Raw genomic sequence first — 26,707 nt, 5'->3', positions numbered from 1 at the left:
GTGACCAGAATTTTAGCATACCGTTTTTCCGCCTTTGGTGATGTCGCTATGACAGTGCCTGTTTTCCGTGAGTTTTTAGAACAAAACCCTGACGTTGAAATTGTAATAGTTTCACGAAATAATTTTGAGAGCTTATTTGCTGATATTCCGAATGTTATATTCCATGGGATTGACCTTGATGAGTATAAAGGTTTTTTTGGAATAAGACGATTGGGAAAAGAATTATTAAAGCGCTATAATCCAGATTATATTGCTGATTTACACGATGTTATCCGTTCTAAAATATTAAATAAATTTTATGTAAGAAAAGGTTTAAAGGTTTTTAAAATCAACAAAGGGAAAGAGGAAAAAGAAAACCTGACTGATATTTGGAATTTAGATAAAATTCAACTTAAAAGAACAGTAGAACGCTATGCGGATGTTTTTCGTGACATGGGGTTTAAGGTTGAGCTTTCACATCAGTTAAGACCAAAATTTACTCAGAAATTGGGAATTGGTTTTGCACCTTTTGCTCAACATACAGGAAAAATGCTTCCTTTGGAAAAATCTTTTGAGCTTGTAAAAATTTTAGCAGAAAAACATACCATTTACTTTTTCGGAGGAGGAAAAAAAGAAACCGAAACTCTTGAAAGCTGGGAAAGACAAATCCCAAATACTCAAAGTTTAGCAGGAAAACTTAATCTTTCAGAAGAACTGAACAGGATTTCTCAACTTGAAGTAATGATTTCTATGGATTCAGCTAATATGCATTTAGCCAGTATTGTAGGAACTCGTTGTATTTCGGTTTGGGGGTCAACTCATCCGTATGCCGGATTTTTAGGTTTCGGACAAAGCGAAAATGATGTTGTTCAGATTAATGACCTTACGTGTAGGCCTTGTTCGGTTTTTGGTGATAAAGAATGTTACCGTGGCGATTGGGCGTGTCTGGAGGAAATTAATGTGCAACAGATTATAGAAAAAATATAGCAGAATGAAGATTTCTGTGTGTATTCCGGTTTATAATTTTGATATAAGGAATCTGGTTGCTGCTCTTCGAAAAGAAATTCAAACGCATCAAATAGAAGCCGAAATTATCCTTATTGATGATGCTTCAGACAATCATTTCAATGAAATCTACAAAGAAGCTTCAGTTTACGCAAATCAGTTTATTTTCCTCGATAAAAATATTGGAAGATCTAAGATTAGAAATTTATTTTTAAAGCATACAAAAGGAGATTATCTGCTTTTTTTGGACTGTGATGCTAAAATCGATACCACTGATTTTCTTAAAAATTATTTACAGGAAATAGAGCAGAATAGGGGAGTAGAAGTTATTTACGGTAATTTCAAAATAGATTCTGCTTATTCAAAAACGTTACGAAACAAATATTCTGTAGAAAGAGAAATTTTTTCTGGTGACCGAACCTCAGATTTTTCTGTTTTTAAAACAGTCAATTTTATTATTCAGAGAGATACTTTTATAAAATTTCAATTTGATGAAACTTTAGCCAATTATGGTTACGAAGATTATGTTTTTGCCAAAAAAATGGAACTGAATCATGTAAAATTTTCAGCAATAAACAATCCTGTAATTCATGTTGACGATACTCCCAATGAGGTTTTCTTATCTAAAACAGAAACTGCTATGAATTCTTTGTTTCAGCTTTCTCAACTCGTGGAAAATGAAAATTATATTAAGGATATTAAAGTGTTGAGGATGGCAAGAAAAATAAAGAATCTTGGTTTTTCTAAACTTTTTATTTTTTTATATAAAGGATTAGTTAAAAAGATAATTCTCAAAAATTTACTGTCTGAGAATCCGAATGTAAAATATTTAGATATTTACAAACTGACTTTGCTTCTGCAAAAAATGAGATAATAGTAAAATAAAAAACTCTCAGAAAAATCTGAGAGTTTTTGTGGGCCCTGAGGGATTCGAACCCCCGACCCTCTGGGTGTAAACCAGATGCTCTGAACCAACTGAGCTAAGAGCCCTAAATTTTTTAAAGGTTTTAGGAACCTTTGTGGGCGATGAGGGATTCGAACCCCCGACCCTCTGGGTGTAAACCAGATGCTCTGAACCAACTGAGCTAATCGCCCCTTGCAACGTTATCGTTGTTTAGAGTGGTGCAAATATACGACTTATTCGCAATTCTCCAAATTTTTTTCTAAAAAATCTCCAACAACAAAGTTGCTTCCACCAATAAAAATCATTTCTTCTTTTGTACATTGTTGTTTTGCAGAAAGATAGGCTTCTTGTACCGAATCAAAAATTTTATAAAAAATTTTTGCGTCAATCAACAAATCTTCATAATCTTTAGGATGTCTTCCTCTGTTGATGGATGGTTTTGCAAAATAAAATTTAGAATTTTCAGGAAGTAGAGTCATTACATCATCTATTTTTTTGTCATTCACAAAACCTAAAACGATATGCTTGTGTTTTTCAATAGAATTTAACTGCTCAAAAACAGACTCTAAACCGGCCTGATTGTGTCCTGTATCGCAAATAGTCAAAGGATTTTGGGAAAATTCAAACCAACGACCGATAAATCCGGTGTTTTGATGAACGGTTAAAAGTCCGTTTTCAATATTTTCATCTGAGATAGGGTAGTTTAGTTTTCTCAATCCTTCAATTAAGCCTACAACGACTTTAATGTTTTTATTTTGATAGTTACCTTTCAAATCAGATTTTAGCTCGGTTTTTAATAAAGTAGCATCAATAAACGGAGCGTTTTCTTTAGCTGCTTTGATTTTAATGATGTTTTTTACTGTTTCATTATCGTCTCCAAAAACTATTGGGGTGTCAGCTTTTATAATTCCTGCTTTTTCATAGGCAATTTCTTCAATGGTGTCTCCAAGAATATTCTGATGGTCGAGTTGCACATTCGTAATTGCCGTAATCAGAGGTTTAATAATATTAGTTGAATCTAATCTTCCGCCCAAACCAACTTCAATAATCGCAAAGTCAACTTTTTGCTGAGCAAAATATTCAAATGCCATAATGGTCGTAAATTCAAAAAAAGAAGGGAGGATATCTTCCGGAAGTTTTTGTAGTTTTAAAATAAAATCGTAGACAAATTCTCTGTCACAGTTTTTACCGTCAACTTTTATACGTTCTGTAAAGTCAATAAGATGTGGCGAATTGTACAAACCAGTTTTGTAGCCTGCTTCCTGAAGAACAGAAGACAACATGTTGCTGGTAGACCCTTTTCCGTTGGTTCCGCCAATATGAATGCATTTTATTTTATCTTGTGGATTATCAAAAAAAGCGCAGAGTCTTGTTATATTTTCAAGTCCGGGTTTGTACGCTTTCTCTCCATCTATTTGATAGTTTGGCGCCTGAACGAAAAGCCATTCTACGGCTTCCTGATATTGTGCGTTTGTCATGGTACAAAATTCTCAAAACTTTCATTAAAATGAAACAATAATTTTCTAAATCTGTAACTTTTTTGTAATCTTAGCGTCTAATGCTAAAAAAGCCAACCAAGGAATCGTTGTTTAAAGACTTTCTCGTAGAAAAATGCTCTTAAAGATAGCTACTCCATTTGAAAAAAAATAAAATATTTCCTTATGAAAAAAGTTTTGACGATTGTTTTGGGATTAGCCTTTGCGGGATTAAATGCTCAGCAGAAATGGTCTTTGCGTGAATGTGTAGACTATGCGGTAAAGCACAATCTTCAGGTGATACAGAATGAATATTCAAAACAGATTCAGGATTCTAATCTTAAAATTTCTCAAAAAAACTATCTTCCTTCTGTAAGCGCAAGCATGGGAAATAATGTGAGTTTCGGACAAGCTTCTTTAGGAACGACAAGTATCCGAAACGATCAATTCAGTAATTCGGCAAACATTGGAGCTGATATTTTAATTTACAATAATGGAAGGCTTGAAAAAACAATCAGAAAATCTCAGTTTGATGTAGAAGCAAGTCAGTATGATATTGAAAACATTAAAAATGATATCTCGCTTCAGATTGCTCAGCAATATTTAACGACTTTACTGAACAAGGAAATTGTGAAAATTTCTCAAAGTGCCACAGAAAATGCAAAAAAGCAGTATGACAGAGCAAAAATAACGACTGAAGTAGGAACTACGGCTCAAACGATTATGGCGGAAGCAGAAGCAGCTTGGGCAAGAGAAAAGCAAAATTTAAAAACGGCAGAAATTAATGTTGGAAGAAGTTTGTTTGCTTTGGCACAGTTACTTCAGTTAAAAGATTACAAAGATTTTGACGTGGAAGATGTGGAAGTTGAGGATAAATTGACTCCTCAGTTAATTTCTGTAGATGATGTGCTAAATATCGCTTACGAAAGTCAACCACAGATAAAAGCTGCGCAAATAAGAATAAAATCGGCGGAAGCTCAGACAGAAGTCACCAAAACGTCTTTCTGGCCAACCCTTACTGCGAGTGTAGGAGTTGGAACTTTTTATAGGAATTTATTGAATAAAAGGTATGATGAATTTGGAAATGCCGCAAAAGAGCCTGGTTTTTTCCAGCAGTACAAGGATAACTTTGGGCAACAAGGTGGAGTGAGTCTAAATATCCCGATTTTCAATAAAGGGATTACAAAACTTCAGGTAGAGCAGTCAAAAATTAATGAAAATATTGCTAAAACTACCTTAGACCAACAAAAACAAACGTTAAGACAAAGTGTACAGCAAGCTCAGTTTGATGCAGATGCTAACTATGAAATATATCTTGCGGCAGAAGAAGCTGCAAAAAGCACCAAGTTGGCGATGGATTTTGCAGACAAAAGTTACACAGCAGGCCGTACGACAATTTATGATTTGAATATTGCCCGAAACAATTATGCCAATGCGCAAGGTTCTGTGGAACAGGCAAAATTTAATTATCTTTTCAGTCTTAAATTATTGAGGTTCTATTCAGGGATTCCGCTAACTTTGTAACATGTCTATTCAGTCTTTAGAAAAATATTTACCTCAAAATACACTTTTGTATTTAAGGAAATGGTTTTCAGATTATTCTATTCACATAAAAGTTACTAGAAATCGAAATTCGAAGCTTGGGGATTACCGGAAATTACGTGATCATTCGCACGAAATTACCATCAATTCTACTTTAGCTCCGCAACTTTTCTTTTTTGTATTAACCCATGAGTTGGCTCATCTTATTGCTTTCGAGAAATTCGGAAGGAGAATTGCTCCTCACGGTACCGAATGGAAACATACCTTCAGGCAAATGCTTTTGGAAAGTGTAGGTGTTTATGAAGAAGATTTAAAACCCATTATTATTAAATTTTCGCAATCTCCAAAAGCCAATTTTATGGCAAGCCCAGATTTGGTAAAATATTTTCATATTGAAAATCAAGATGATGATGAGGTTTATGTAGAAAAGCTTTATAAGGGCGAAAATTTCATCTATCGAAGCGAAAAGTATTTGTTGGAAGGTCTTATTAAAAAAAACTATCTTTGTGTGAATTTGGTTACGGGACGAAAATATTCTTTCAAACCTTTGGCCAGGGTGAAAAAATGCAGTTAAATATGTTAAAATCAGATAAATACTGTGTGATTATGGCAGGAGGAATCGGTAGTAGATTCTGGCCTCTGAGCACACAAAAATTCCCCAAACAATTTCAGGATATTCTAGGAACTGGCCGTACCATGATTCAGCAGACGTATGACAGAATCAGTAAAGCTATTCCTAACGAAAATATATTTGTAATAACCAACAAAGAGTATGTAGCGCTTTCTCATCAGCAGTTACCAGAAATTCCTGAGGAGAATGTGGTAGGAGAGCCTCTGATGAAAAATACCGCAGCTTGTAATCTGTACATGGCAAATAAGATTGCTGAAATTAATCCCAATGCTACGATGATTGTGCTTCCTGCAGATCATTTAATCTTAAAAGAAGATGTCTTTTTAGAGAAAGTAGAATTGGCATTTAATATTGCATCAACTCATGATTATTTGGTGACTTTAGGGATTACACCGACAAGACCAGATACGGGTTATGGATATATTCAGTTTGTTGATAAAAAAGATTCAGACTATTATAAAGTTAAAACATTCACCGAAAAACCGATTCTTGAAATTGCTAAAAGCTTCCTTGAAAGTGGAGATTTCCTTTGGAATGCCGGAATTTTTATATGGAATGTAAGATCTATTCATAAAGCTTTTGAAACGTTTCTTCCGGAAATGACTCAGCAGTTTACAGCTTGTGAATACAATGCTGAAGCTGAACTAAGCTGTATAGAACTTATTTATCCTAAAATTCAGAAAATATCAATAGATAACGGGATTTTAGAAAAAGCTAAAAATGTACATGTAATTCCTGCTGATTTAGGCTGGAGTGACCTTGGAACATGGACTTCAGTTTTCGAAAACAGCGATAGAGACCAAAATGAAAATGCAGTCAATATCAAAACGGTGCTTACCTACAATTCTACAGGGAATATTGTTCATGTGAAAAACAATAAAGCAGTTGTAATAGACGGTTTGAAAGATTTTATCGTTGTAGATACAGATAAAGTATTGCTAATTTGCCCGAGAGAGCACGATCAGCACATTAAAGAATACGTTTTAGATTTAAAAAGCCTTAAAAAAGGAGAGAAATTTATGTAACTATTGGCATAGTTTCTGTCCGCATTTCAAGCTATGAAAAAAATTACAACTTTTACTTTTCTTTTTATTTTTTTCTTTTTGGGAATCTCTGTTTTTTCTCAGGAAAAGAAGAAATTCTCAAATATTGATAGTGTTTTGGGCAAAATTATTCCCAATAGCAAAGTTGATTTTTGGGTATTGGTTAATAACAGCTATGGCAAAAATAAAGAAGTAAAAGTCTCAGGAACCAAACAGGATTATCTTCCTCAATTTGTGGGATTTAATTTCAGGCCGGGACAAGAAAGTTTTTATTATATTGTTTCTTCTGTAGGAGGAAAGATAAGTTATTTAACTGATTTAAAGGAATTAAAAGAGTTTATCGGAAAGATTGACAATGTTGAAGAAGCTGCGTTGTCGGCTGTTTTAGAAGGCTATTTTATCGATGAGCAATTCGTAGATATTGCAGCCAATTACAACGAAGATAAAACCAATTATTATCTTAATCTAGGAAAGATTACTTCAAAAGAATGTCCTTATCAGAAAACACATTTTACATTAACGGTCAATAAATCTACGGGGGTAATTTCAGATATTAAAGATAACGGAACTTACATCGAAGTTTATACTAAAAACTGTACAAATAACCCACGTCTTTTAAAAATAGAAAAGAAAGAAGAACCTAAAAATGAGCCTAAAAAGCAACCTGCCAAAAAAAGAAAATAATTTCTACGAAACAGAAAGAGTTTTGATTCGTCCTGTTTCTGTAGATGATGCTGATATTATTTTTCAGCTTTATAATATGCCTAATTTTATAAAGTTTATTGGGAATAAAAATATCAATTCTCTTTCTGATGCCGAAAATTACATTAAATCTAAATTTTTACCGCAAATAGAAAAATTAGGTTTTGGTAATTTTATTATTCTTTTAAAAGAAAATAAAACTAAAATCGGAAGTGTGGGAATCTTTGAAAGAGAAGGCTTGGATGTTGTAGATATTGGGTTTTCTATCCTTGAAGAATATGAAGGTAAAGGTTTGATGTTTGAAGCTGCTCAGAAATTAAAAACTCTAGGAATGGAAGAGTTTGGGTTACATAAAATTTCGGCAATCACTTCAAAAGACAATTTTTCGTCTCAAAAATTAATTGAAAGATTAGGATTAAAATTCCAAAAAATGGTGACAATCCCAAATGACCCGGAAGAGTTGATGTATTACGAAACAGAATAGCTAAACACTAAAATCACAAATGTTTTCACGAATTAGCACAAGATATTTGTGAAATTAGTGAAAACATTCGTGCAATTCGTGTTTAAGACTTATCCCTCCAAAATCTGCGCCGCCGCCGTTTTAGAAGTTACTTTTTCAATTACTCGTGTGCAAATTCCATTTTCATCGAAAATAAAAGTGGTTCTCACGATTCCCATATAGGTTTTACCAAACGTTTTTTTCTCCTTCCAAACGCCAAATTTCTCAATAACATCACGGTTTTCATCTGCCATTAAATCGTAAGGAAAAGAAAACTTGCTGTGGAAGTTTTTCTGTTTTTTTACAGAATCTCCACTAATTCCCAAAAGTTGAAATCCTGCTTTTTCCAATTCCGAATAATTATCGCTTAAATTACACGCTTCAACAGTACAAGTCGGAGTGCTGGCTTGAGGATAAAAGAAAATGACTAATTTTTTTCCAAGCAATTTTTCAGAATTAATGGTTTCTCCGTCCTGATTTATTCCTTCAAATTGTGGTAGTTTGTCTCCAACTTTCAACATAATGATTTATTTTTGTTCAAATTTAATGGTTAAATGACAAAAAAGCAAAGAGCTACACTCGTTCAGGAAGAATTGGAAAAATTATATCCTGTTGTTCCTATTTTTTTAGACCATACAGATGTTTATACGCTAATGGTTGCTGTTGCACTTTCAGCGCAAACTACCGATAAGAAGGTAAATGAGGTAACTCCAGAGCTTTTTGCGGTAGCAGGAACACCACAGAGAATGGCAAAACTGAAGGATTTTGAAATTAAAGAACTCATCAAAGAAATCGGACTTTCGAATACAAAAGCTAAGAATCTGAAAAAAATGGCAGAGCAACTTTTGGAAAAACATGATGGAGTTGTCCCTCAAACCTATGAAGAACTTGAAGAATTGGCAGGAGTAGGGCATAAAACAGCTTCTGTAGTCATGAGCCAAGGCTTCGGATTTCCTGCTTTTCCGGTCGATACACACATTCACAGATTAATGACGCAATGGAAGCTCACTTCCGGGAAAAATGTAGTAGAAACGGAAAAAGATGCCAAAAAATTATGGAAAGAAGAGTTTTGGAATAAACTTCACTTACAGATTATTTTTTATGGAAGAGAATACTCCCCGGCAAGAGGAAAAGGAGAGAAAGATTTCATCACTAAAATGATGTTTGAGAAGTAATCAAATACGTTTATCCCTCTTGAAATTCCCCTCCATTGGAGGGGTAGCGAAAAATCTTCGATTTTTTGACGGGTGGTTTCCTACAATAATTTATTCCAATACCACATCCAACAACCTTCTATGATAATTAATCTGTCCCAAATGATATCCTAAATGCCCAAACAAGTGAATCAGAAAATACTCTGTGGTCATTGGATATCCTAAAGCTTCAATAGGATAGTCTTTTTTTAAATCTTCATCAGAAACCTTGTCAAGTGAAGAGTGCACAACCTCAATGGTTTTTTCAATTTGTTGAATCAATTCGGTTCTTGGAATGTTTTTTAATGAAAATTCAAGCTCTCGGTTTCTGATATAACCAGTATTTCCCAAAGTTGCTCCTATAAAATGATTGATGTTTCCAACTAAATGAAGCGACAAGTTTCCTGCAGAATTTAAAATGTTTTTATCAATTTCCCAGATGGTTTCTTCGTTTTGATAGGCTTCTATTTCTTTTTTTAATTGATTTAAATCTCTTGTAAACAATGATTTTATACTTTCTGTCATAATTACATTTAAATTTTAATGAAAAGATAATCTTCAATAATTAAAAAGACGGTCTGCTTTGTAAGCAAACCGTCTCAGTTTTATATTTTTTACTTCTGCTTCGTCGCCCAAAGCTCCATCTTTCTATTCAAAACATCTAAAGGAAGACAACCTTGGCTCAAAACTTCATCATGGAACTTTGCCAGATTAAATTTATCGCCCAATTCTTTCTGATACTTTTCCCTCAATTCTCTTATTCTTAAAGAACCAATTTTATACCCTAAAGCCTGTCCTGGCATTGCCATGTATCGCTCAACTTCTGCAGTTGCTCCAGCTTCATCGTAGGCAATATTATTTAAAAAATAGGTGATTGCTTCTTCTCTCGTCATTTTTCCGGTGTGAATTCCGGTGTCAACTACCAAACGAACAGCACGAAGCATTTGGTCGCTCAAATAGCCCATTTTTTGGTAAGGGTCTGTATATAATCCGAATTCTGGGCCTAAAGTTTCACAATAATGCGCCCAACCTTCACCATAAGCTCCAAACCAGCCGAATCTCATAAACTTAGGAAGTTTTGTATTTTCCTGTTGTAGAGAAACCTGATAGTGATGTCCTGGAATCGCTTCGTGTAAAAATAGAGATTCCATTCCTGAAGTAACGTTGAATTTTGAAGGGTCGGGAAGTGGCATATAGAAAATTCCCGGTCTTTTTCCGTCGGGAGTTCCCTGGATATATTCTGCACTTGCGCTCGCTTCTCTGAATTTTTCGGTCTGTCTGATTTCAAATTTAGTCTTTGGCGTTACACTAAACATCGTTTTCAACTTCGGAGTTATTTTAGCTAAAATTCCGTTGAAACCATCCAAAACTTCTTTTGAGGTTTTATAAGGCATCGCTTTAGAATCTGTTTTTACAGAATTAATAAACTCTTCAAGTGTTCCTTTAAAACCGACTTGTTGTTTCACTTTTTCCATTTCACCACGAAGCATAGCAACCTGCTGTAGACCAATTTTATTAATTTCTTCAGGTGTTTTATTGGTGGTTGTCCAGCTTTTAGCGTAATATTTGTAGATATTATCTCCTTTAGGTAAGCTGTTGTATCCGTCTGTTTCTCTAGCTTTTGGTAAATATTCTTTCTCTAAAAATTCACCCATTTTCGTATAAGCAGGGATGATATTTTTTGTAATAGCATCTTTATATAGGTTGGTCAGTTTCTCCTTTTGCTCTTTGCTGAAACTTTTCGGGAAGTTTTTTACGGGACCATAGAAAATATTCTTTTCAAAATCTGGAGTGATAATTTCTTCTGCTCTCATTTGAGGAATCATTTTTACCACTAACTTTCTTGGAAGAACTATCTTGTTATTCATTCCCTCACGGAAATTATCTGCTGCAGCATTCATCCATACAGGAAATTTTTCCATTCTTTTTAACCAGTCTTCGTAATCTTTTTCTGTGTTGAACGGCTGGCTTCCCTGTCCGCTTCCATATAACGGAAAGTTCAAAGGTAACCCTGTAAACTGGCTGAAAGGAATGTATTCGGGATGATATTCGTAAGCTTCAATTTTATCTTTCAACGTAAAAATCAATACATCATAGACTACTTTGTCTTCATCTGAAAGGCTTTTGTAGTCTACATTTTCAAGTTGTTTCTGAATAGAATTATAAAAGGCAATTTCACCCAAAATAAAATCTTTGTCAATATTAATCGGAAGTTGGTCATTGTACCTCAAATCTCCTTGTGAAGTAGCTTCTAAAGGATAAAGTTTTAGATATTGCTCGTAATAATTAGACGCAATAGAATCTATATTGGTAGGCGTAACTTTCGTTAATGGTGAATCTGATTTTTTGCATGATGAAATGCTTACTGCTATGCCGATACCGACAATGGTTTTAAATAAAATATTTTTCATGGATAATCTTTATTCTTTATTGGTCACACAGAATGCAATGGTTGTTAAAAAATTTGTTTCAGCATTTTATGGAATTGAATAGATAACAAAAATAGCCAATATTGTCATTAAATTTGGCTTAAATAAAGATTTTAATAAAAATAATTTTCAAAATATTTTTCAGATTCGTACATTTTTTTATCTTTGCCTAAAGCATTTAACAATCATAGTATTACAGCTCTTTTTTAAGAAATAATGAAAGGGATTTTAAAAATTTACCATCCAGACGAAACACTAAAATACAATATAAAAAGCTCTTATTGCAAGGCTGTTTATAGTAATCAAAAACACTTTCTGGAAGTGGAAGTCGTTACAGATGACGGCTTAGATCATGTAGATGATGATTCTCTGCAGTATAATTTTCCTCAGCTTTCTCTGGAGATCATTGATTTTCCTATAGATTCTTCAGAAATTGAAGGAAAAACATTCGAAATCAACGATTCAGATGATGAGGTGTATACCGAGGTCAATCTGTTTGATGATGAAGATGCCTTCATTTATGATAACGAACTTTGTTTTGAGAAAAACGATGCAGATGAGCTTCTGGTCATTTGGAAAGGAACGATTGATGATTTCTACACGGGTTCTGATACCCCAATTTCTTTCAGACTGAAATGCGAATTTAAGCAAGATGAAATAGAGGTCGGCGAAGACTAATCGCTGCTCAAAATATAAACGACAAATTTCTTTTCAAATATTTTTTTGGAAAGAAATTTGCTTTTTAAGACATTATTAGATTTGGAATGTGTTTTTTAAGCTTATTTTAAGATAAGTATTAATAATATTCCGTTATTTTTGTCGTTTAAAAACCATTATAAAATAATCAATTAATGCTGCTAACAGAACTTACTCAGATTTTATTTGCACAGGTCGCTGTACCTACTATACCTGTAGAAAAGCTTGAATTTTCTTTTTGGAATATCCTTTTTCATGGTGGTATCTTCGCTAAAATAGTGATGGTAACTGTTTTGCTATTAGGAGTTTTCTCTGTTTATCTATTTTTTGAAAGATTTTTCTTTATTAAAAGAATGACTTCAAAAACAGATTCTAATTTTATGAATAACATTGAAGACTTTATTCGAGATGGAAAAATAGAAGCTGCAGCAGATTATTGCAAAACACAGAATTCACCAGAATCTAGAATTTTAGAAAAAGGAATTTCAAGATTGGGAAGGCCGGTTTCTGATATAGTAAGCGCGATGGAATCTCAGGCGCAGATTGAGGTTGCCAATATGGAAAAAAACCTGAATCTTTTAGCGGTTGTACCAAGTATTGCACCGATGTTGGGGCTTTTGGGAACGGTAATCGGGATGATTATTGCGTTCTTTGATTTATCACATGCTGAAGGTGCTTTTTCACCGAAAACGTTGTCTGAAGGTATTTATACCGCTCTTGGGCAAACAGCTGTTGGTTTGGCAGTGGCAATTCCGGCAAACTTTTTCTACAATATTTTGCTGACAAGAATTGATAAGTTCGTTTTGAGAAGTCAGAATGTTTCAGGAGAATTTTTAGATATTATCAATAAACCTTTATAATTTCTAACAGATGAAAATTCAGAGAAGAAATAAAGCGCATCCGGAATTCAGCTTAGCAGCAATGACAGACGTTATCTTGCTGATGTTGATTTTCTTTATGATTACCTCTTCAGCGGCTAATCAGAGTGCAATTGATGTAAAACTTCCACAAACAGGAAGTATAGACAATAATATTCCGAATCCGATGACGGTAAGTGTAAAACCAGACGGATCGTATTTTATTGATGATAAACCTGTAAGTCGAGAATTGGTAGAGCAAACAATCGTTGCAGATCTTCAGAGCAAATCGGCAAAGTCATTTACCATAAGAGCAGATGAAAGCACCATGCACAAAGACGTGGTTTTCTTAATGGAAATTGCAGAAAAATATAAATTTAATATTGCGATTGCAACAGTTAAAGAATAATCAAAAATGAGAGGGTATACGATAAATAGGGCCGAAGAAAATAAAGATAAGATAAAAAGTGCAGTACTTTCTATCCTTATTTGGTCTGCTATTTTGTTATTCGTTTTCATTTATAAAATGGAACCTACTGAGCGGGAAAAAGAACCTGAGGTGATTACTACCATGCTCGTTAACTTTGGAGATAACCGAAATGGAGCCGGAATTGAAGAACCGGCGAACCAAGAAGGTAGTTTGGCTGCAAAGGCTATAGAAACTGCTCCAGAGCCGACTGAAAGTGTTGTTTCTGAGCCTAAAACGGTTATTGTTCCCGATCCAAAACCTGAATCAAAAAAAACGGAGGTTAAAGACAAAATTATTACAGGAACGAATACCAAAGTTACTGCTCCGAAAAAAGAAGATTCAAAAATTGATAAAAAATCAACGGCAAGCTCGACGACGAAAAGCACAAAAGGTTCTGCAACAACAGCCAATTCTAAAACAAGAAATGGTGACGGAAAAGGAACTGCAGCTATCGGAAACCTAATTAAAGGCCGTGGAACAAAAGCCGGAAGCCAAGGAGCGGGTGAAGGTATCGGAAATAAAGGTGATCCATTAGGTGGTGACGGAAATGGCAACAGCAAAATCGGGATAGACAGAAAGCTTACAGATTATATTCCAGGAACTTATAACAGAGGAGGTGTTCAACCAAGTCATAATTGTACGGCAAGTGGCTCTATCACAATAGACTACGTTGTTGATAAAGCCGGAAACATTACTTCTGCGAAGCGCTCCAGAGGCATTTCAGATCCTTGCATCGTTTCCACATCGGTAGCATGGGTTAAGAAATATGTGAAAGCTGAAAAAGCCAGCGTATCATCCTCCGGAACTTACAACATCACCTTCTAAAAATACAAAAGCACTTTATTCAAGTGCTTTTTTTATGTCATTTATTCTGTTGATAATCGGAAGTGCAAAAATTCCGCTTGTCTGTAAATAGAGCTCGTAGAATGTTTTTGATTTGTCTAAAAAGTCATTATTGTTCAGAACTTTCCCGTTGTAATAGAAAAGATTTCCAAGCATCTCGTAATAATCTTTGTGGTCTCTTTCCTGTCTTTCTTTTACGATTTCAATCACCTTTTCTTTTGGTTTTGCCGAAAGTTCTTGAAAGTCAATTTTAAAAATATCTTTCATTAAAGAATCAAAATCGAGTTCTTTCTGCATTAAACTTTCTTCAGGCTTGTCTAAAATCAGTTTTTCTAATGCTTGAGTTAACTGACGTATTAGTCTTAATGTGAATTCTTTATCTGTAATCATTTTTTTATGAAATATTAAAAGTTTAAATAATCTTCTGTTTGTGTTAATTCGCTCCACCTCGCCGAAAGAAATTTTGCATAATCAGCTGAAGAAATCCCATAAGTTCCAAGAGAATGTCCATCATTAACTTCTACTAAGAAAATTTCTCCATTTTCATCTATACCAAAATCTAAAGCATATGAATTAGGCTGGAGTGTAAATTGGCTAATTGCATCTTTTACCAGCTCGATATCAATTTTAGTATCCCAATCACCTTTATATCTTCGGATGTCTAAAATCTCCTTATATCTAATAAAACATCTCCATTCCGTCTTGAAATTTACAAGCTCTGAGCACCATATTAGAGTGTCTCTTTCATTATCGATTAAACCTAAAAAATCCATTTCATTTTTAATCACTTTCCCTGCAAATAGTTTTGTTTCTATTTGAGGTTTAATGAAAATATTCCATTCTTTTTTATTGAATATTTCATTAATAGTTGAGCTCCAAATTTGTCTTTTTAAAAAAGGCTTTAATTCTTCGGGATAGTCTATTTCTTTATTTTGGCGAATAATATTTAAATTTTGCAAACGTCTTCTGACATTTCCAATTCCGCCAACAATTATATTTTCTGGATTTTTATCTGAAATTTCATCAACATCAACAAATTTTTTAATTTCAAATCCAAATTTCTTAAATCCTTCATAGGCTATAAATGCGTTGACATTATAAAACTCGCCGCTTTTTTCAGTTTGAATATACGCTTTCATAATATTTAAGCAAAAAACAAATACGCCAATCCAATTGCGGTAATCACACCCACCAAATCAGCCAAAAGCATAGCAATTACGGTATATCTTGTATTCTTTACAGCTACTGCTCCGAAATAAACTGCAATTACGTAAAACGTCGTGTCTGAGCTTCCCTGAAGAACTGCTGCCAATTTACCCTGGAAACTGTCTGCTCCAAAGGTAGCCATTGTGTCAACCATCATTCCTCTTGCTCCAGAACCTGATAAAGGTTTGATTAATGCCGTCGGAAGGCCGTCTACAAAGCGTGAGTCTAAATGGGCAACATTGGCAACCCATTTCATTCCATCGATAAGAACGTCGAAAACGCCTGAAGTTCTTAGTAAAGAAATTGCAATTAGCATTCCTACCAAATAAGGGATAATTTTTACACAGGTCCAGAAACCCTCTTTTGCCCCTTCAATAAATGCATCAAAGACATTAATTTTTTTATAAACAGCTCCTAAAACAATGGCAATGAAAATAAATAAAATTAAACCATTGCTTAAAACTTTGCTGAAATCATCCAGTTCATTCTTGCTCAATTGTACTAAATAAACGACCAAAAGTGCTATCAAGGCTGAAATTCCACCCACGTAAGCAAGAACTACAGGTTTTAATAAATTTATTTTTTGGTATAATGAAACGAAAATCATGGCTGCTAAAGTGGCTGCAAATGTCGCAATCATACAAGGTAAGAAAATATCAGTCGGTGTTTTTGAGCCCATTGAAGCTCTGATGGCAATAATCGAAACCGGAATTAGAGTCATTCCCCCAGCGTGAAGACACAGGAACATGATTTGTGAATTGCTTGCGGTATCTTTATTTGGATTCAAAGTTTGTAAACTTTCCATCGCTTTTAGTCCAAAAGGGGTTGCAGCATTGTCTAAACCTAAAAGATTGGCACTAAAATTCATCAGCATATGACCAAACGCAGGATGGTTTTTCGGAATTTCAGGAAATAATTTTGAAAAAAATGGCTGTATCAATCGGCTTAAAAGATTGATTCCTCCTGCTTTTTCGGCAATACTCATGAAGCCCATGAATAAGGTCATAATTCCAATTAAACCAAGGCAGATTTTAACGGCAGTTTCAGAAGTTCCAATGACGCCGTCTGCTTCCTGAACTCGATAAACCTGTACATTTTGTTTTAAAGAATCTGTTTTATAATGAATTCTACGGTCTGCAAAATCATTTTTTTTCATCAAACTGTCTCGAATAATAGGAGAGAGGCTGTTGGTTTTTTGTGTTGCAATCTGCACCGTATCACCGCCTTTTCCAACTACCATATCGTTGAAAATGGTTTTGTAGTGGCTTGATGAGATGTATTTTATACTTGCAATAGTAATGGCAATGATGATGAAAGCTGACCAAATTCTGCTGAGAACCATTTAGATTAAATTAATTGTTTAAACTTAGTTAAAAAAAAATTAAACGACAAAGCTCTAATTTAATTCATTAGAACAATTTAGATTTAGGAGTTGAATGATTGAAATTTAGAACACATTAGAATGGAAAATCAAAGTGAACTTTAATTATAGCTATTAAAGCTTAAAAATACTTAAGTGTTTGAATTACTTTTCATCCAAATAAACCAATTCTCCTTCAAAATTATCATTCAGACTCTTCAGAATTTTAGCATTGGCAGTTTTCTTTTGTAATTCTTTAATAAAAAAGCTTTTTTCGAAAAACTGGCGGTGGATTCCCGGTAAAATTTCCATGAAATAATCCATTCCTATTTTGTTATTGTGAAGATCCATTTTGGTTTCCAAAGGCTCATTCGGAAATAATTCTTCGTGAAGGTCTGTGATTTTTTTGCAGAAATCTAATGCTTTTTCTGGAGATGAAACTTTACAGCAGTACATCATAATCGAACAACACCAAAGAGAATGCCTGAAAGCGTTTCCTTCGCCGTTTTTGGAGGCTGTTTTAGGATAGAGTTTCTGTGCTATAGAAAAGGCTTTTACCGTTGCATAGAAACTTAAAATAGAAAAAAGAGGATGGGGCAACACAGCAGATAAGAGTTTAAATATTTTCTTTAAACTCATAGATGTGATGGTGCTTAAAATCACTTTAAATGTCCTCATAATTTGGCTGCTGGCAGGTAGCTTATTGCTTTTGGCTTTTAAAAATAAATTATTGCCATTATTTAAATAAAAATCTCTCCCAAATTGAGAGAGATGATATGTTTTTTAGTTTAAAACTTAAGCTTTTACGGCTAATAAATTCACTGTTTTAGAAACAACTTCTTTAATTTCAGTTCTTTTTACAATAAAGTCTACAAAACCTTTTTCTTTCAAGAACTCTGAAGTTTGGAAACCTTCTGGTAAATCTCTACCGATAGTTTCACGGATAACTCTTGGTCCTGCAAATCCGATTAATGCTCTTGGTTCTGCCATGATGATATCTGCAGTCATTGCAAATGAAGCGGTAATTCCACCAAAAGTTGGGTCACAAAGATAGGCGATGTACAAAAGTCCAGCTTCTGAAAGCTGAGCCAATTTAGATTGTACTTTAGCCAATTGCATCAAAGAGTACGTTGCTTCCTGCATTCTTGCTCCACCAGATTGGCAAATAATCATGTAAGGAAGTCTTTTTTCGATACAATAATCAATTGCTCTTCTGATTTTTTCACCCATCACAGAACCTAAAGATCCTCCGATGAAAGCAAAATCCATACAAGAAACTACCATTTCAGTTCCATTTACGGTCCCTACTGCGTTTCTGATAGAATCAGTCAATTTTGTCTTTGCCTTAACTTCTTTTAGACGGTCGGTGTAAGATTTTGTATCTTTAAAATTAAGGATGTCTATACTTTCAACATTCGCATCAAGCTCAGTGAATTTTCCTTCGTCAAAAAGGATGTCGAAAAACTCTGCACTTCCTATTCTTACATGAAAATCGTCTTCAGGAGAAACATAATTGTTTTTCTTTAGTTCATCGTGCTCCACAACTTTTCCTGACGGAGTCTGATGCCAAAGTCCTTTTGGAACATCTTTTTTCTCGTCGGTTGAAGTGGTAATATTTTGTGCTTTTCTTTTAAACCAGTCGAATGCCATATTGTTAATTTGAAATTATTGATTTGAGATTTGAAATTAAGATTCATCATTAAACCTCAAATTTCAAATCTCAAATATCAAATTTGTTTTATTTATTTAAGCGTATTTACGTTATTTAAATCTTCAAATGCCTGAATCAATCTCTTAGAGAAAGTTTCTTCACCTTTTCTGATCCAAACTCTTGGGTCATAGTATTTTTTGTTAGGCTTTTCTTCTCCTTCAGGATTTCCGATTTGAGTTCTTAGATATTCTACATTTTCTACCATGTAATCTCTAACTCCTTCTGAGTAAGCGAACTGAAGGTCGGTGTCAATATTCATCTTAATTACCCCATAATCAATTGCTTCTCTGATTTCTTCTAAACTAGAACCTGAACCACCGTGGAATACAAAATTAATTGGTTTCTCTGCAGTTCCGAATTTCTCCTGAACAAATTTCTGAGAGTTATCTAAGATTTTTGGAGTAAGAACTACGTTTCCTGGCTTGTAAACTCCGTGTACGTTTCCAAATGCTGCTGCAATGGTAAAGTTATCAGAGATAGCCTTCAGTTTTTCGTAAGTGTAAGCGATATCTTCTGGCTGAGTGTACAATAAAGAGTTGTCTACACTAGAATTGTCTACACCATCTTCTTCACCTCCTGTAACTCCAATTTCAACTTCTAAAGTCATTTGAAGTTTTGCCATTCTTTCAAAATATTCAGCAGAAATCTCTAAGTTTTCTTCTAAAGATTCTTCAGAAAGATCAAGCATGTGAGAAGAGTAAAGAGATTTTCCTGTTTGCTTGAAGAATTCTTCGTTAGCCTCCATTAAACCGTCAATCCAAGGCAATAATTTTTTTGCTGCGTGATCGGTATGTAAAATTACTGTAGCTCCGTAAGCTTCAGCAAGGGTATGAATGTGTTTAGCTCCAGCGATACCACCTAAAATAGCTGATCTCTGAGCATCATTGCTCAATCCTTTTCCAGCGTTGAAAGAGGCTCCACCGTTAGAAAACTGAATGATTACAGGTGAGTTTAATTTTGCTGCAGTTTCCATTACTGCGTTTACGTTGCTAGAACCAACAACGTTTACTGCAGGTAATGCAAATTTATTTTCTTTAGCATATTGAAAAATATCTGTAACTAACTGACCTGTGGCAACTCCTGCCGGGAAAATTCTACTCATGTTTACTTTATTATAATATTAGGATATTTTTTTAAAATTCTTGTAAAGGTAATCAAATAAAAGAAATTACTAATTTCTTTTATCTCGGCCCCAAAGTAGCTTCTGACGGATGGTTTCGTAAAAGCTTAAATTATTGGGTTGCACCAATAATAACTGGAAGCTGGCTTTTTTTATGATTATTTCTTTATCGGTTTCAATATGAATTAATCTTGAATCTAATGAAAGAGAATATTGCGGAACCCTGCTTTCTACTTTAAATTTAATTTCTACCTTATCGTTGACTACTAAAGGTCTTACATTCAAGTTGTGTGGCGCAATAGGAGTGATGACAAAATTTTCGTTATTGGGAGAAATAATAGGTCCGCCACAGCTTAAAGAGTAGGCCGTAGAACCTGTCGGTGTAGAAACGATAACGCCGTCGCCCCAAAATACGTTTAAAAATTCATCATTAATATAAGAATCTACCGTCACCATTGATGTAGTTTCTTTTCTAGAAATTGTCACATCATTTAAAGCATACGGAAAAAATTCATCAGATTTTGGAGAAACTACTTCTATTACTGATCTTCGGCTGGTTTTCACATCACCTTTCAATATAGAATCTAGTTCTTTGAAAGCTTCTTCTTTGGTGAAACTTGCCAAAAATCCGAGTCTTCCGGTGTTGACACCCACGACAGGGATTTCAAGGTCTTCAATAAAGGTTAAAGAGTTTACAATCGTTCCGTCGCCACCAAAAGTGAAGAAAAGATCAACTTCTTTATCAATAAGATCCTGTTTATTGCCAAAAGTTTCAAAAATTTTAGAAAACTGAAGCGCTTCAACCATTTCGTCAAACAAAACAGATTTTACACCTCTGCTTTCCAATTCAGAAATAAATTTGCTTAAATATAAAAAAGTATCAAGATCTTTTTTCTGAGAATATATGGCTGCCTTCATATTATATTTCGATAAATTTTTGTAAAAAACCTAAACGGTCTTTGAAAAGATCTGTTTTCTCATCAGAATAGTATTTTTCTACAATTCTGTAATCATAACGGTCAAAAGTAGCATCAATTGAAGCTAAATTTTCGTTGCTGATTTTAATGGTGATGTGAATCACTTCGTCTGACATATAACTGATAAATCCGCCGTAAAACTTAGAGTTGTTACTCTCGACGATATTGGCAATTTCTGTCATCGAATATTTTCTTGCCGGAGTTTCTATGGTGAGAATAGCGCCGGTTTCCGAAAACAGAGGATATTTTGAAAAGGTTTGAAAAACATCATCACAACAAATGTAGCCCAGATATTTTTCGTTTTTATTAATCACAGGAATCACGTTGGCATTGAATGTATAAAACAAACGAATGCTATCCATGATATTATTATCTTCCAAAATCGCAAACCGCTCAATCTGATGTTCCAGATTTTTCAGAGCACCTTCTTCCTCATAAAGGAAGTCTTTAGCGATAGCTCCGTAAAAGTGGTGAGATTTTTTGATGAAAATATGCGAATATCCAAATGCTTCTAAGGTTACTCTAGCTGATTCGATAGAGTCAGTCAGATGAAAACACGGAAAATCTTTTGAGATATAGTCCTTGATAAACATGGTGCTAATTTATAAAATTTTAAACGAAACCTTTCTCTAAAATAGAAGTTATTTTTCAAAAAAGTAAAAAATCGAGTTTTAAAATTTGTTCGTAAAGAAAAAAAAAGTATCTTTGTCGCCTTTCATTTTTACTTTTTATTAGATTTATTTCAAACTGCACTGTCTTTTAGACAGACGCAGTTTTTTTATTTTAGGGCTTTTGTAAACTCCCACATCACGATTCCACCGCATACACTTACGTTTAAAGAGTGCTTTGTTCCGAGTTGCGGAATCTCAATAAATGAATCGATATTCTGCAAAGCTTCATCACTTATTCCTTCTACTTCATTACCCAAAATAACTGCATATTTTTTTGTTTTGTCGATGCTGAAATCTGTAATCATTTGACTGTTTGTTGTTTGCTCGATTCCAACAACTTCAAAACCTTGACTTTTTAAATCATCAATGGCCATATTAATATCTGTTTCATACGACCAGTCTACACTTTCGGTTGCTCCTAAGGCTGCTTTATGAATCTCTCGGTGTGGCGGTTGAGGCGTAATTCCACACAGAATAATTTTTTGAATCAAAAAAGCATCAGCCGTTCTGAAAGTTGCGCCTACATTGTGCATGCTTCTTATATTATCTAAAACGACTACCAACGGAATTTTTTCAACTTTTTTAAAAGTTTCTATATCTATTCTGTTGAGTTCTTCCAGTTTTAATTTATTTACCAAAATAATATTATTTCTTATTACAATTTACGATTTCTTCTCTATGAATGGATTTTTAAAATCCTTTTTAAAATAAACTTGTTTATTTCTTCATTAATTGTCATTTACTTAAAATCTTAATTTTCTTAATGTTGAAAATTCAAGTAGCTTATTTAAAATCTAATTTATTTTTTTTGCACCCATAATCTGGTGTACATTTTTCTCGATATTCTGAGCAATTGTTTCCATCGGGATATCATTTTCATCATTATTAAAAGGGTCTTCTATTTCCTCGGCAATCAATTCCAGACTCATCAAGACATAATATACAAAAACCGTCAGCGGAATCATAAAAAATCCAAGATTGATGACGTAAGCAATCGGTAACGCCAAAACATATAATATGATAAACTTTTTTATAAAAGAAGAATATGAATAGGGAATCGGCGTATTTTTAATTCTTTCACAGCCTCCGCAGACATCTAAAAATCCTGAAATTTGAGTGTCTAAGTATAACATTTCTACATCAGAAATTTTTCCTTCTTTTTTTAATTGGTGTAATTTGTGAGTTAAAAGAATCACCAGATCTGTCGGACCATGATTTCTTAAAGATTTTTCAATTTCAGAATAATCTTCATCCAGAGCCAATCTTGTAGATTCCTGAGAAAGATGTTTCGCTAGAAAATGCGGATAGTATTTTAAATAGCGAGCAATCTGGTTTGCAGAATCTCTGTCTTCTGAAAGAATAGTGTTTATTTTTATTGCGAAATTTCTTGTGTCATTTACCAGTTTTCCCCAAAGCTTTCTTCCTTCCCACCATCGGTCATATGCGGTATTGGTTCTGAAAACCAGCAATAAAGACAACACAAATCCTAATAAAGAATGAATTAATCCTACATTGCTTACTTTAGATTTTGCCGTTAAATGAAGGTACTCAACTTCCAAATATTGAATTCCATAGGAATAAATAGCCATCAAAATCATTGTTGGAAAAAGGATTTTCATGGTATCGCTTTTGTGTAAGCTGACCAATATTTTCAGGAAATGTTTAGTATTGTAAACTCTCATGGATGATATTTGTTTTGCAAAGATAAATTTTTATAAATTTCAAAAAAACACTATTTTTATTTTGTATTCAATTCAAAAACCCATGATTCTCGAAAACGTAGATGTTGTAGGCGAATCCGGATAAGGTTTTACGAGCTCAATGGGCAATTGTAAACAGAAATGGGTGTATAAAAAGCTTTAGAGGAATATTTAAGAATAATAAAATTTAAAACCTCACAATTTCACAAATGACAGATAATTTCACTTTTAAGAAACATATTTTGATTGTTGCAAGACAAAAATTGAAAGACACAAAAGTCTAAACCAGATTCTTGGGAACTCTAATCTTGAGCTCTGTAGATTTCCAGTATCTATGAAGTCATTTTCTGATTACCTTGATGTAGTTCAGTCTAAAAAACTATTTTCTCCATTTTACGAAACAAAAGGAAAGTATAATTTAAATCAAATTTTAGATTTTCATATTGATTGGATTGCAGAAAATAACTGTCTTTTTATTTTTGAAGAATTTCAGGAAGTTGAAGGTAAATTTGGTTTAGAAATATTGCGCATTATGATTAATAATTTAGAAAGTAATCATCAATCATCAACCAAAATAATAATGACTTTAGAAGATGAAACTGAATTGATTAATAGTCTTAATGAGACTGTACATAAAACCCAATATAAAACCAGAGCTCAGATAGTAGAAAGTAATTTACAAATTATTGCATTGTAAAATTTATATTTAAGTAAGTATATTAACGTAAATAACGGAGGTAATTGTTTGAATTTTTGATTTTAATGATTCGTTATTTATTTCACGCAAAGATTTGTTTTTCTACATATTTTACATTAAGAATCAAAGATGAATCAATGATTGATTTAATGAAGCTCATGCATATTCCAAGCTTAATCGACTTGTTCGATAATCTTTGCTCCTTAAAACCAAGACTATTTTAAATAAATCTTTGCGTTAAAAATATATCCTATAGCTGAAAATCAATAGAGAATGACCGAATTTACATTGTCTCATCAAAAATCCGTGAAAATCTGCGGAATCTGTGGGAGATTTAAAATCAACATTTCCCTCCTTCTTTTTTATTTCATACTTTTACAACCCAATTTTTAAGAACGATTTCAATGGCAAAGGCGACGAAGAAAGAGACCCCGTTAATGACGCAGTACAATACCATCAAGGCGAAATATCCTGATGCGCTTTTACTTTTCAGAGTGGGAGATTTCTACGAAACTTTTGGTCAGGATGCTGTGAGAACGTCTCAGATTTTGGGCATTGTTTTGACCAAAAGAGCCAACGGAGAAGGGCATATCGAATTGGCTGGTTTCCCGCATCATTCGGTAGATTCTTATTTGCCAAAATTGGTAAGAGCCGGGATTCGTGTTGCGATTTGTGACCAGTTGGAAGATCCCAAAACCGTAAAAGGAATTGTAAAACGTGGTGTTACAGAATTGGTTACTCCCGGAGTGACGTTCAACGATCAGGTTTTAAGTTCAAAAAAGAATAATTTTCTGCTTTCGCTTCATAAAGAAAAAGAAAAATACGGAATTGCTTTAGTTGATGTTTCCACGGGTGAGTTTTTGGTAAGTGAAGGCAATTTAGATAAGATTTTGCACATCATCAATACATTTGATCCGAGTGAAATTATTTATCAGCGAAGTGTACAGATTCCCGAACAGCTAAAGAATAAGAATGTTTTTAAACTGGAAGATTGGGCATACCAATATAATTTTGCTTACGAAAAATTAACGAATCAGTTTAAAACCAATTCATTAAAAGGTTTTGGGGTAGAAAATTTACCTTTGGCAATTACTGCAGCAGGAGCTATTTTTGCTTATTTGGTTGAAGATACTCACCACAAATTATTGGCGCACATTACCAAAATTCAGATTATTCCGCAGGATGATTATCTGATGATGGATCATTTTACGTTGAGAAACCTCGAAATCGTTTATCCGAGTAATCCGAAAGGAAAATCTCTTTTAGATATTATCGATAAAACGTCTACACCAATGGGCGGAAGATTATTGAGAAGAAGAATTATACTTCCCTTAAAATCTGTAGAAGAAATCGGAAGAAGGCTCTCTTTAATTGATTTTTTAAACGAAAATGAACAATTAAAATATGAGATTTCCCAATTATTGCGTGCTATTTCAGATTTAGACCGATTGATGGGAAAACTGGCGGCAGAAAAAATTTCACCTAAAGAATTAGGCTATCTGCGTCAAAGTTTAATCAATATTCATAAGATCAAAGAATTGTTGCGTCCGTTTGCGGATGTTTTGGCGTGGCTTGAACCGTTGAATTCTTTAGATGAATTAATTCAATTGCTTGAAAATCATCTGAATGAAGAGCTTCCAGTCAGTCTTGCAAAAGGAAATGTTATTAAACAAAATATTTCTGAAGAGCTCGACCATTTGAGAGGTCTGCAAAATAAAGGTCGTGGTTTTCTTGATGATATGTGTCAGCGTGAAGTAGAGCGTACCGGAATTACCAGTCTTAAAATTGATTTTAATAATGTTTTCGGATATTTTATTGAAGTAAGAAACACCCATAAAGATAAAGTTCCGAGTGAATGGATTAGAAAGCAGACGCTTGTAAATGCTGAAAGATACATCACTGAAGAACTGAAAGAGTACGAAAGCCAGATTCTGGGTGCTGAGGAAAAAATCAGTGTTCTTGAAAATCAGTTGTACCGAAAAGTTTGTGCAGATACGATGATTTATATCGATAGAATTCAGGAAAACTCAAGTATCATTGCACAGCTTGATGTTGCCGTAGGCTTCTCTGAATTGGCTGTTTCTGAAAGCTATACGAGACCTGTTTTGAACGATAGTTTTGGTATCGATTTAAAAGAAGCGAGGCATCCGATTATTGAAAACGCGCTTCCTTTAGGTGAAAAATATATTCCGAACGATATTTTCTTAGATAAAGATTCTCAACAAATTATTATGGTTACCGGCCCGAACATGGCGGGTAAATCTGCAATCCTTCGTCAAACGGCAATTGTTTGTCTGATGGCACAGATTGGAAGTTTTGTTCCGGCTAAACATGCAGAAATTGGGCTTTTAGATAAAATTTTCACCAGAGTAGGAGCGAGTGATAACATTTCGGCAGGCGAATCTACTTTTATGGTTGAAATGAATGAAGCAGCAAATATTTTGAATAATATTTCTGAAAGAAGTTTGATTTTATTAGACGAAATCGGGCGTGGTACATCAACGTACGATGGGGTTTCTATCGCTTGGGCGATTGCAGAATATCTTCATCAGCATCCAACTCAGGCAAAGACTTTATTTGCAACCCATTATCACGAGTTGAACGAAATGACCGTGAATTTTGAGCGTGTGAAAAATTTCCACGTTTCTATTCAGGAAAATAAAGGAAATATCATTTTCTTAAGAAAGTTAGTTCCAGGCGGAAGTGAGCATAGTTTTGGTATTCACGTGGCAAAACTGGCAGGAATGCCTGCAAAAGTGGTAAACAGAGCCAATGAAATCCTAAAAACCCTTGAAGCAAGTCGTTCTCAAAGCGGTTCTTCTGAAAGTATTAAAAGAGTAACTGATGAGCAGATGCAACTTTCTTTCTTTCAGCTGGATGACCCGGTTTTAGAAAACATCAGAGAAGAATTAACGAAAATTGACATCAATACATTAACGCCGATAGAAGCTTTAATGAAGCTGAATTCGATTAAAAAGATGATTGGGAAATAAGT

General features: G+C 34.0%; 28 protein-coding genes and 2 tRNA genes. 14 read left to right on the top strand and 16 right to left on the bottom strand.

Going from position 1 to position 26,707, the window contains the following annotated elements; all coding sequences use genetic code 11:
- Window positions 1-966 (top strand): glycosyltransferase family 9 protein, encoded by a 966-nt coding sequence (locus tag LO744_RS00910; RefSeq protein ID WP_230666470.1) that lies wholly within the window; start codon window positions 1-3, stop codon window positions 964-966.
- 4 nt (window positions 967-970) lie between these two features.
- A complete protein-coding gene (locus tag LO744_RS00905) occupies window positions 971-1,858 on the top strand; it encodes a glycosyltransferase family 2 protein (RefSeq protein ID WP_230666468.1) in 888 nt (295 codons plus the stop codon).
- Window positions 1,859-1,899: 41 nt separating this feature from the next.
- On the opposite strand, the gene LO744_RS00900 is transcribed toward LO744_RS00905, so the two are convergent.
- The 3 genes from LO744_RS00900 to LO744_RS00890 all read right to left on the bottom strand — a co-directional run bounded on the left by LO744_RS00900 (window position 1,900) and on the right by LO744_RS00890 (window position 3,366).
- Window positions 1,900-1,974 (bottom strand) — tRNA-Val (locus LO744_RS00900).
- 30 nt (window positions 1,975-2,004) lie between these two features.
- Window positions 2,005-2,079, bottom strand: a tRNA-Val gene (locus LO744_RS00895).
- Window positions 2,080-2,121: 42 nt separating this feature from the next.
- Entirely contained in the window at window positions 2,122-3,366 is a 1,245-nt protein-coding gene (locus LO744_RS00890; protein ID WP_230666466.1) for a bifunctional folylpolyglutamate synthase/dihydrofolate synthase, read from the bottom strand.
- A gap of 183 nt (window positions 3,367-3,549) precedes the next feature.
- Between LO744_RS00890 and LO744_RS00885 the strand changes: the two genes are divergently transcribed.
- From LO744_RS00885 to LO744_RS00865, 5 genes are read left to right on the top strand one after another with little or no spacing between them, the layout of a single operon-like run.
- Window positions 3,550-4,887: a TolC family protein gene (locus tag LO744_RS00885; protein ID WP_230666464.1), complete on the top strand. Its 1,338-nt coding sequence runs from the start codon at window positions 3,550-3,552 to the stop codon at window positions 4,885-4,887.
- 1 nt (window position 4,888) lies between these two features.
- Window positions 4,889-5,479 carry a SprT-like domain-containing protein gene (locus tag LO744_RS00880; RefSeq protein ID WP_230666462.1) on the top strand — a complete coding sequence of 197 codons (591 nt, stop codon included), beginning with the start codon at window positions 4,889-4,891 and terminating at the stop codon, window positions 5,477-5,479.
- 2 nt (window positions 5,480-5,481) lie between these two features.
- Window positions 5,482-6,561 carry a mannose-1-phosphate guanylyltransferase gene (locus tag LO744_RS00875; RefSeq protein WP_230666460.1) on the top strand — a complete coding sequence of 360 codons (1,080 nt, stop codon included), beginning with the start codon at window positions 5,482-5,484 and terminating at the stop codon, window positions 6,559-6,561.
- A gap of 33 nt (window positions 6,562-6,594) precedes the next feature.
- Entirely contained in the window at window positions 6,595-7,263 is a 669-nt protein-coding gene (locus tag LO744_RS00870) for a hypothetical protein (protein WP_230666458.1), read from the top strand.
- Window positions 7,226-7,765 carry a GNAT family N-acetyltransferase gene (locus LO744_RS00865; RefSeq protein WP_230666456.1) on the top strand — a complete coding sequence of 180 codons (540 nt, stop codon included), beginning with the start codon at window positions 7,226-7,228 and terminating at the stop codon, window positions 7,763-7,765. The genes LO744_RS00870 and LO744_RS00865 overlap by 38 nt, the downstream gene beginning before the upstream one ends.
- 89 nt (window positions 7,766-7,854) lie before the next feature.
- On the opposite strand, the gene bcp is transcribed toward LO744_RS00865, so the two are convergent.
- A complete protein-coding gene (gene bcp / locus LO744_RS00860) occupies window positions 7,855-8,304 on the bottom strand; it encodes a thioredoxin-dependent thiol peroxidase (protein WP_230666454.1) in 450 nt (149 codons plus the stop codon).
- Window positions 8,305-8,337: 33 nt separating this feature from the next.
- On the opposite strand from bcp, the gene LO744_RS00855 reads away from it, so the two are divergent.
- Window positions 8,338-8,958, top strand: coding sequence for an endonuclease III domain-containing protein (locus LO744_RS00855; RefSeq protein ID WP_230666452.1), 621 nt, complete (start codon window positions 8,338-8,340; stop codon window positions 8,956-8,958).
- Window positions 8,959-9,048: 90 nt separating this feature from the next.
- Here the strand turns inward: LO744_RS00855 and LO744_RS00850 are convergent, their stop codons facing one another.
- Together LO744_RS00850 and LO744_RS00845 are read right to left on the bottom strand one after the other, a co-directional pair.
- Complete coding sequence (locus tag LO744_RS00850) at window positions 9,049-9,501, bottom strand: DinB family protein (protein ID WP_230666450.1); 453 nt, start codon at window positions 9,499-9,501, stop codon at window positions 9,049-9,051.
- An 89-nt stretch (window positions 9,502-9,590) separates the two neighbouring features.
- Window positions 9,591-11,387 (bottom strand): DUF885 domain-containing protein, encoded by a 1,797-nt coding sequence (locus LO744_RS00845; protein ID WP_230666448.1) that lies wholly within the window; start codon window positions 11,385-11,387, stop codon window positions 9,591-9,593.
- Window positions 11,388-11,621: 234 nt separating this feature from the next.
- Here LO744_RS00845 and LO744_RS00840 point away from each other — a divergent pair, with 234 nt between their 5' ends.
- The 4 genes from LO744_RS00840 (at window position 11,622) to LO744_RS00825 (ending at window position 14,252) form a co-directional block, all read left to right on the top strand.
- Entirely contained in the window at window positions 11,622-12,083 is a 462-nt protein-coding gene (locus LO744_RS00840) for a hypothetical protein (protein ID WP_230666446.1), read from the top strand.
- Window positions 12,084-12,256: 173 nt separating this feature from the next.
- Window positions 12,257-12,961: a MotA/TolQ/ExbB proton channel family protein gene (locus tag LO744_RS00835; protein WP_230666444.1), complete on the top strand. Its 705-nt coding sequence runs from the start codon at window positions 12,257-12,259 to the stop codon at window positions 12,959-12,961.
- Between the two features lie 10 nt (window positions 12,962-12,971).
- Complete coding sequence (locus tag LO744_RS00830; protein WP_230666442.1) at window positions 12,972-13,367, top strand: ExbD/TolR family protein; 396 nt, start codon at window positions 12,972-12,974, stop codon at window positions 13,365-13,367.
- A 6-nt stretch (window positions 13,368-13,373) separates the two neighbouring features.
- Window positions 13,374-14,252, top strand: a complete 879-nt coding sequence (locus LO744_RS00825; RefSeq protein WP_230666440.1) for a ferric siderophore ABC transporter substrate-binding protein — start codon at window positions 13,374-13,376, stop codon at window positions 14,250-14,252.
- A gap of 15 nt (window positions 14,253-14,267) precedes the next feature.
- Here LO744_RS00825 and LO744_RS00820 read toward each other — a convergent pair whose 3' ends face one another.
- The 10 genes from LO744_RS00820 to LO744_RS00775 all read right to left on the bottom strand — a co-directional run bounded on the left by LO744_RS00820 (window position 14,268) and on the right by LO744_RS00775 (window position 22,997).
- Window positions 14,268-14,660 carry a hypothetical protein gene (locus LO744_RS00820; RefSeq protein WP_230666438.1) on the bottom strand — a complete coding sequence of 131 codons (393 nt, stop codon included), beginning with the start codon at window positions 14,658-14,660 and terminating at the stop codon, window positions 14,268-14,270.
- Between the two features lie 14 nt (window positions 14,661-14,674).
- Window positions 14,675-15,409 (bottom strand): ATP-grasp domain-containing protein, encoded by a 735-nt coding sequence (locus tag LO744_RS00815; RefSeq protein ID WP_230666436.1) that lies wholly within the window; start codon window positions 15,407-15,409, stop codon window positions 14,675-14,677.
- Window positions 15,410-15,414: 5 nt separating this feature from the next.
- Window positions 15,415-16,818 carry a nucleoside recognition domain-containing protein gene (locus LO744_RS00810; protein ID WP_230666434.1) on the bottom strand — a complete coding sequence of 468 codons (1,404 nt, stop codon included), beginning with the start codon at window positions 16,816-16,818 and terminating at the stop codon, window positions 15,415-15,417.
- Window positions 16,819-17,001: 183 nt separating this feature from the next.
- A complete protein-coding gene (locus tag LO744_RS00805; protein WP_230666432.1) occupies window positions 17,002-17,514 on the bottom strand; it encodes a DUF6973 domain-containing protein in 513 nt (170 codons plus the stop codon).
- A gap of 117 nt (window positions 17,515-17,631) precedes the next feature.
- On the bottom strand, window positions 17,632-18,486 hold the full coding sequence (gene accD, locus LO744_RS00800; RefSeq protein WP_230666430.1) for an acetyl-CoA carboxylase, carboxyltransferase subunit beta: 855 nt from the start codon (window positions 18,484-18,486) through the stop codon (window positions 17,632-17,634).
- A 92-nt stretch (window positions 18,487-18,578) separates the two neighbouring features.
- Entirely contained in the window at window positions 18,579-19,649 is a 1,071-nt protein-coding gene (gene fbaA, locus LO744_RS00795) for a class II fructose-bisphosphate aldolase (protein WP_230666428.1), read from the bottom strand.
- 69 nt (window positions 19,650-19,718) lie between these two features.
- A complete protein-coding gene (locus LO744_RS00790; protein WP_230666426.1) occupies window positions 19,719-20,585 on the bottom strand; it encodes an NAD kinase in 867 nt (288 codons plus the stop codon).
- A gap of 1 nt (window position 20,586) precedes the next feature.
- Window positions 20,587-21,237 (bottom strand): CBS domain-containing protein, encoded by a 651-nt coding sequence (locus tag LO744_RS00785; RefSeq protein ID WP_230666424.1) that lies wholly within the window; start codon window positions 21,235-21,237, stop codon window positions 20,587-20,589.
- A 185-nt stretch (window positions 21,238-21,422) separates the two neighbouring features.
- Window positions 21,423-21,953: an RNA methyltransferase gene (locus LO744_RS00780; protein ID WP_230666422.1), complete on the bottom strand. Its 531-nt coding sequence runs from the start codon at window positions 21,951-21,953 to the stop codon at window positions 21,423-21,425.
- A gap of 156 nt (window positions 21,954-22,109) precedes the next feature.
- Window positions 22,110-22,997 carry a bestrophin family protein gene (locus LO744_RS00775; protein ID WP_262908579.1) on the bottom strand — a complete coding sequence of 296 codons (888 nt, stop codon included), beginning with the start codon at window positions 22,995-22,997 and terminating at the stop codon, window positions 22,110-22,112.
- A 352-nt stretch (window positions 22,998-23,349) separates the two neighbouring features.
- On the opposite strand from LO744_RS00775, the gene LO744_RS00770 reads away from it, so the two are divergent.
- The gene (locus LO744_RS00770; RefSeq protein ID WP_230666418.1) at window positions 23,350-23,712 is read left to right on the top strand and encodes a hypothetical protein; all 363 of its coding nucleotides are present in this window, start codon (window positions 23,350-23,352) and stop codon (window positions 23,710-23,712) included.
- Window positions 23,713-24,116: 404 nt separating this feature from the next.
- Window positions 24,117-26,705, top strand: coding sequence for a DNA mismatch repair protein MutS (gene mutS, locus LO744_RS00765; RefSeq protein WP_230666416.1), 2,589 nt, complete (start codon window positions 24,117-24,119; stop codon window positions 26,703-26,705).
- The last annotated feature ends 2 nt before the right edge of the window (window positions 26,706-26,707 follow it).

The organism is Chryseobacterium turcicum (assembly GCF_021010565.1).
Taxonomy (GTDB): Bacteria; Bacteroidota; Bacteroidia; order Flavobacteriales; family Weeksellaceae; genus Chryseobacterium; species Chryseobacterium turcicum.
The sequence above is the reverse complement of the archived record's forward strand: the minus strand, read 5'-3'. Positions and strand labels throughout refer to the sequence as shown.

Bases quoted from the DNA above. Each gene is read 5' to 3' on its own strand.
- LO744_RS00820 (WP_230666438.1), bottom strand. From the start codon at position 14,660: ATGATTACAGATAAAGAATTCACATTAAGACTAATACGTCAGTTAACT.
- LO744_RS00815 (WP_230666436.1), bottom strand. From the start codon at position 15,409: ATGAAAGCGTATATTCAAACTGAAAAAAGCGGCGAGTTTTATAATGTC.
- LO744_RS00845 (WP_230666448.1), bottom strand. From the start codon at position 11,387: ATGAAAAATATTTTATTTAAAACCATTGTCGGTATCGGCATAGCAGTA.
- LO744_RS00810 (WP_230666434.1), bottom strand. From the start codon at position 16,818: ATGGTTCTCAGCAGAATTTGGTCAGCTTTCATCATCATTGCCATTACT.
- LO744_RS00880 (WP_230666462.1), top strand. From the start codon at position 4,889: ATGTCTATTCAGTCTTTAGAAAAATATTTACCTCAAAATACACTTTTG.
- LO744_RS00905 (WP_230666468.1), top strand. From the start codon at position 971: ATGAAGATTTCTGTGTGTATTCCGGTTTATAATTTTGATATAAGGAAT.
- LO744_RS00875 (WP_230666460.1), top strand. From the start codon at position 5,482: ATGTTAAAATCAGATAAATACTGTGTGATTATGGCAGGAGGAATCGGT.
- fbaA (WP_230666428.1), bottom strand. From the start codon at position 19,649: ATGAGTAGAATTTTCCCGGCAGGAGTTGCCACAGGTCAGTTAGTTACA.
- bcp (WP_230666454.1), bottom strand. From the start codon at position 8,304: ATGTTGAAAGTTGGAGACAAACTACCACAATTTGAAGGAATAAATCAG.
- LO744_RS00770 (WP_230666418.1), top strand. From the start codon at position 23,350: ATGAAGTCATTTTCTGATTACCTTGATGTAGTTCAGTCTAAAAAACTA.
- LO744_RS00830 (WP_230666442.1), top strand. From the start codon at position 12,972: ATGAAAATTCAGAGAAGAAATAAAGCGCATCCGGAATTCAGCTTAGCA.
- LO744_RS00865 (WP_230666456.1), top strand. From the start codon at position 7,226: ATGAGCCTAAAAAGCAACCTGCCAAAAAAAGAAAATAATTTCTACGAA.
- LO744_RS00825 (WP_230666440.1), top strand. From the start codon at position 13,374: ATGAGAGGGTATACGATAAATAGGGCCGAAGAAAATAAAGATAAGATA.
- LO744_RS00835 (WP_230666444.1), top strand. From the start codon at position 12,257: ATGCTGCTAACAGAACTTACTCAGATTTTATTTGCACAGGTCGCTGTA.
- LO744_RS00805 (WP_230666432.1), bottom strand. From the start codon at position 17,514: ATGAGGACATTTAAAGTGATTTTAAGCACCATCACATCTATGAGTTTA.
- LO744_RS00840 (WP_230666446.1), top strand. From the start codon at position 11,622: ATGAAAGGGATTTTAAAAATTTACCATCCAGACGAAACACTAAAATAC.
- LO744_RS00785 (WP_230666424.1), bottom strand. From the start codon at position 21,237: ATGTTTATCAAGGACTATATCTCAAAAGATTTTCCGTGTTTTCATCTG.
- LO744_RS00870 (WP_230666458.1), top strand. From the start codon at position 6,595: ATGAAAAAAATTACAACTTTTACTTTTCTTTTTATTTTTTTCTTTTTG.
- LO744_RS00890 (WP_230666466.1), bottom strand. From the start codon at position 3,366: ATGACAAACGCACAATATCAGGAAGCCGTAGAATGGCTTTTCGTTCAG.
- LO744_RS00790 (WP_230666426.1), bottom strand. From the start codon at position 20,585: ATGAAGGCAGCCATATATTCTCAGAAAAAAGATCTTGATACTTTTTTA.
- accD (WP_230666430.1), bottom strand. From the start codon at position 18,486: ATGGCATTCGACTGGTTTAAAAGAAAAGCACAAAATATTACCACTTCA.
- LO744_RS00850 (WP_230666450.1), bottom strand. From the start codon at position 9,501: ATGACAGAAAGTATAAAATCATTGTTTACAAGAGATTTAAATCAATTA.
- LO744_RS00885 (WP_230666464.1), top strand. From the start codon at position 3,550: ATGAAAAAAGTTTTGACGATTGTTTTGGGATTAGCCTTTGCGGGATTA.
- LO744_RS00775 (WP_262908579.1), bottom strand. From the start codon at position 22,997: ATGAGAGTTTACAATACTAAACATTTCCTGAAAATATTGGTCAGCTTA.
- mutS (WP_230666416.1), top strand. From the start codon at position 24,117: ATGGCAAAGGCGACGAAGAAAGAGACCCCGTTAATGACGCAGTACAAT.
- LO744_RS00855 (WP_230666452.1), top strand. From the start codon at position 8,338: ATGACAAAAAAGCAAAGAGCTACACTCGTTCAGGAAGAATTGGAAAAA.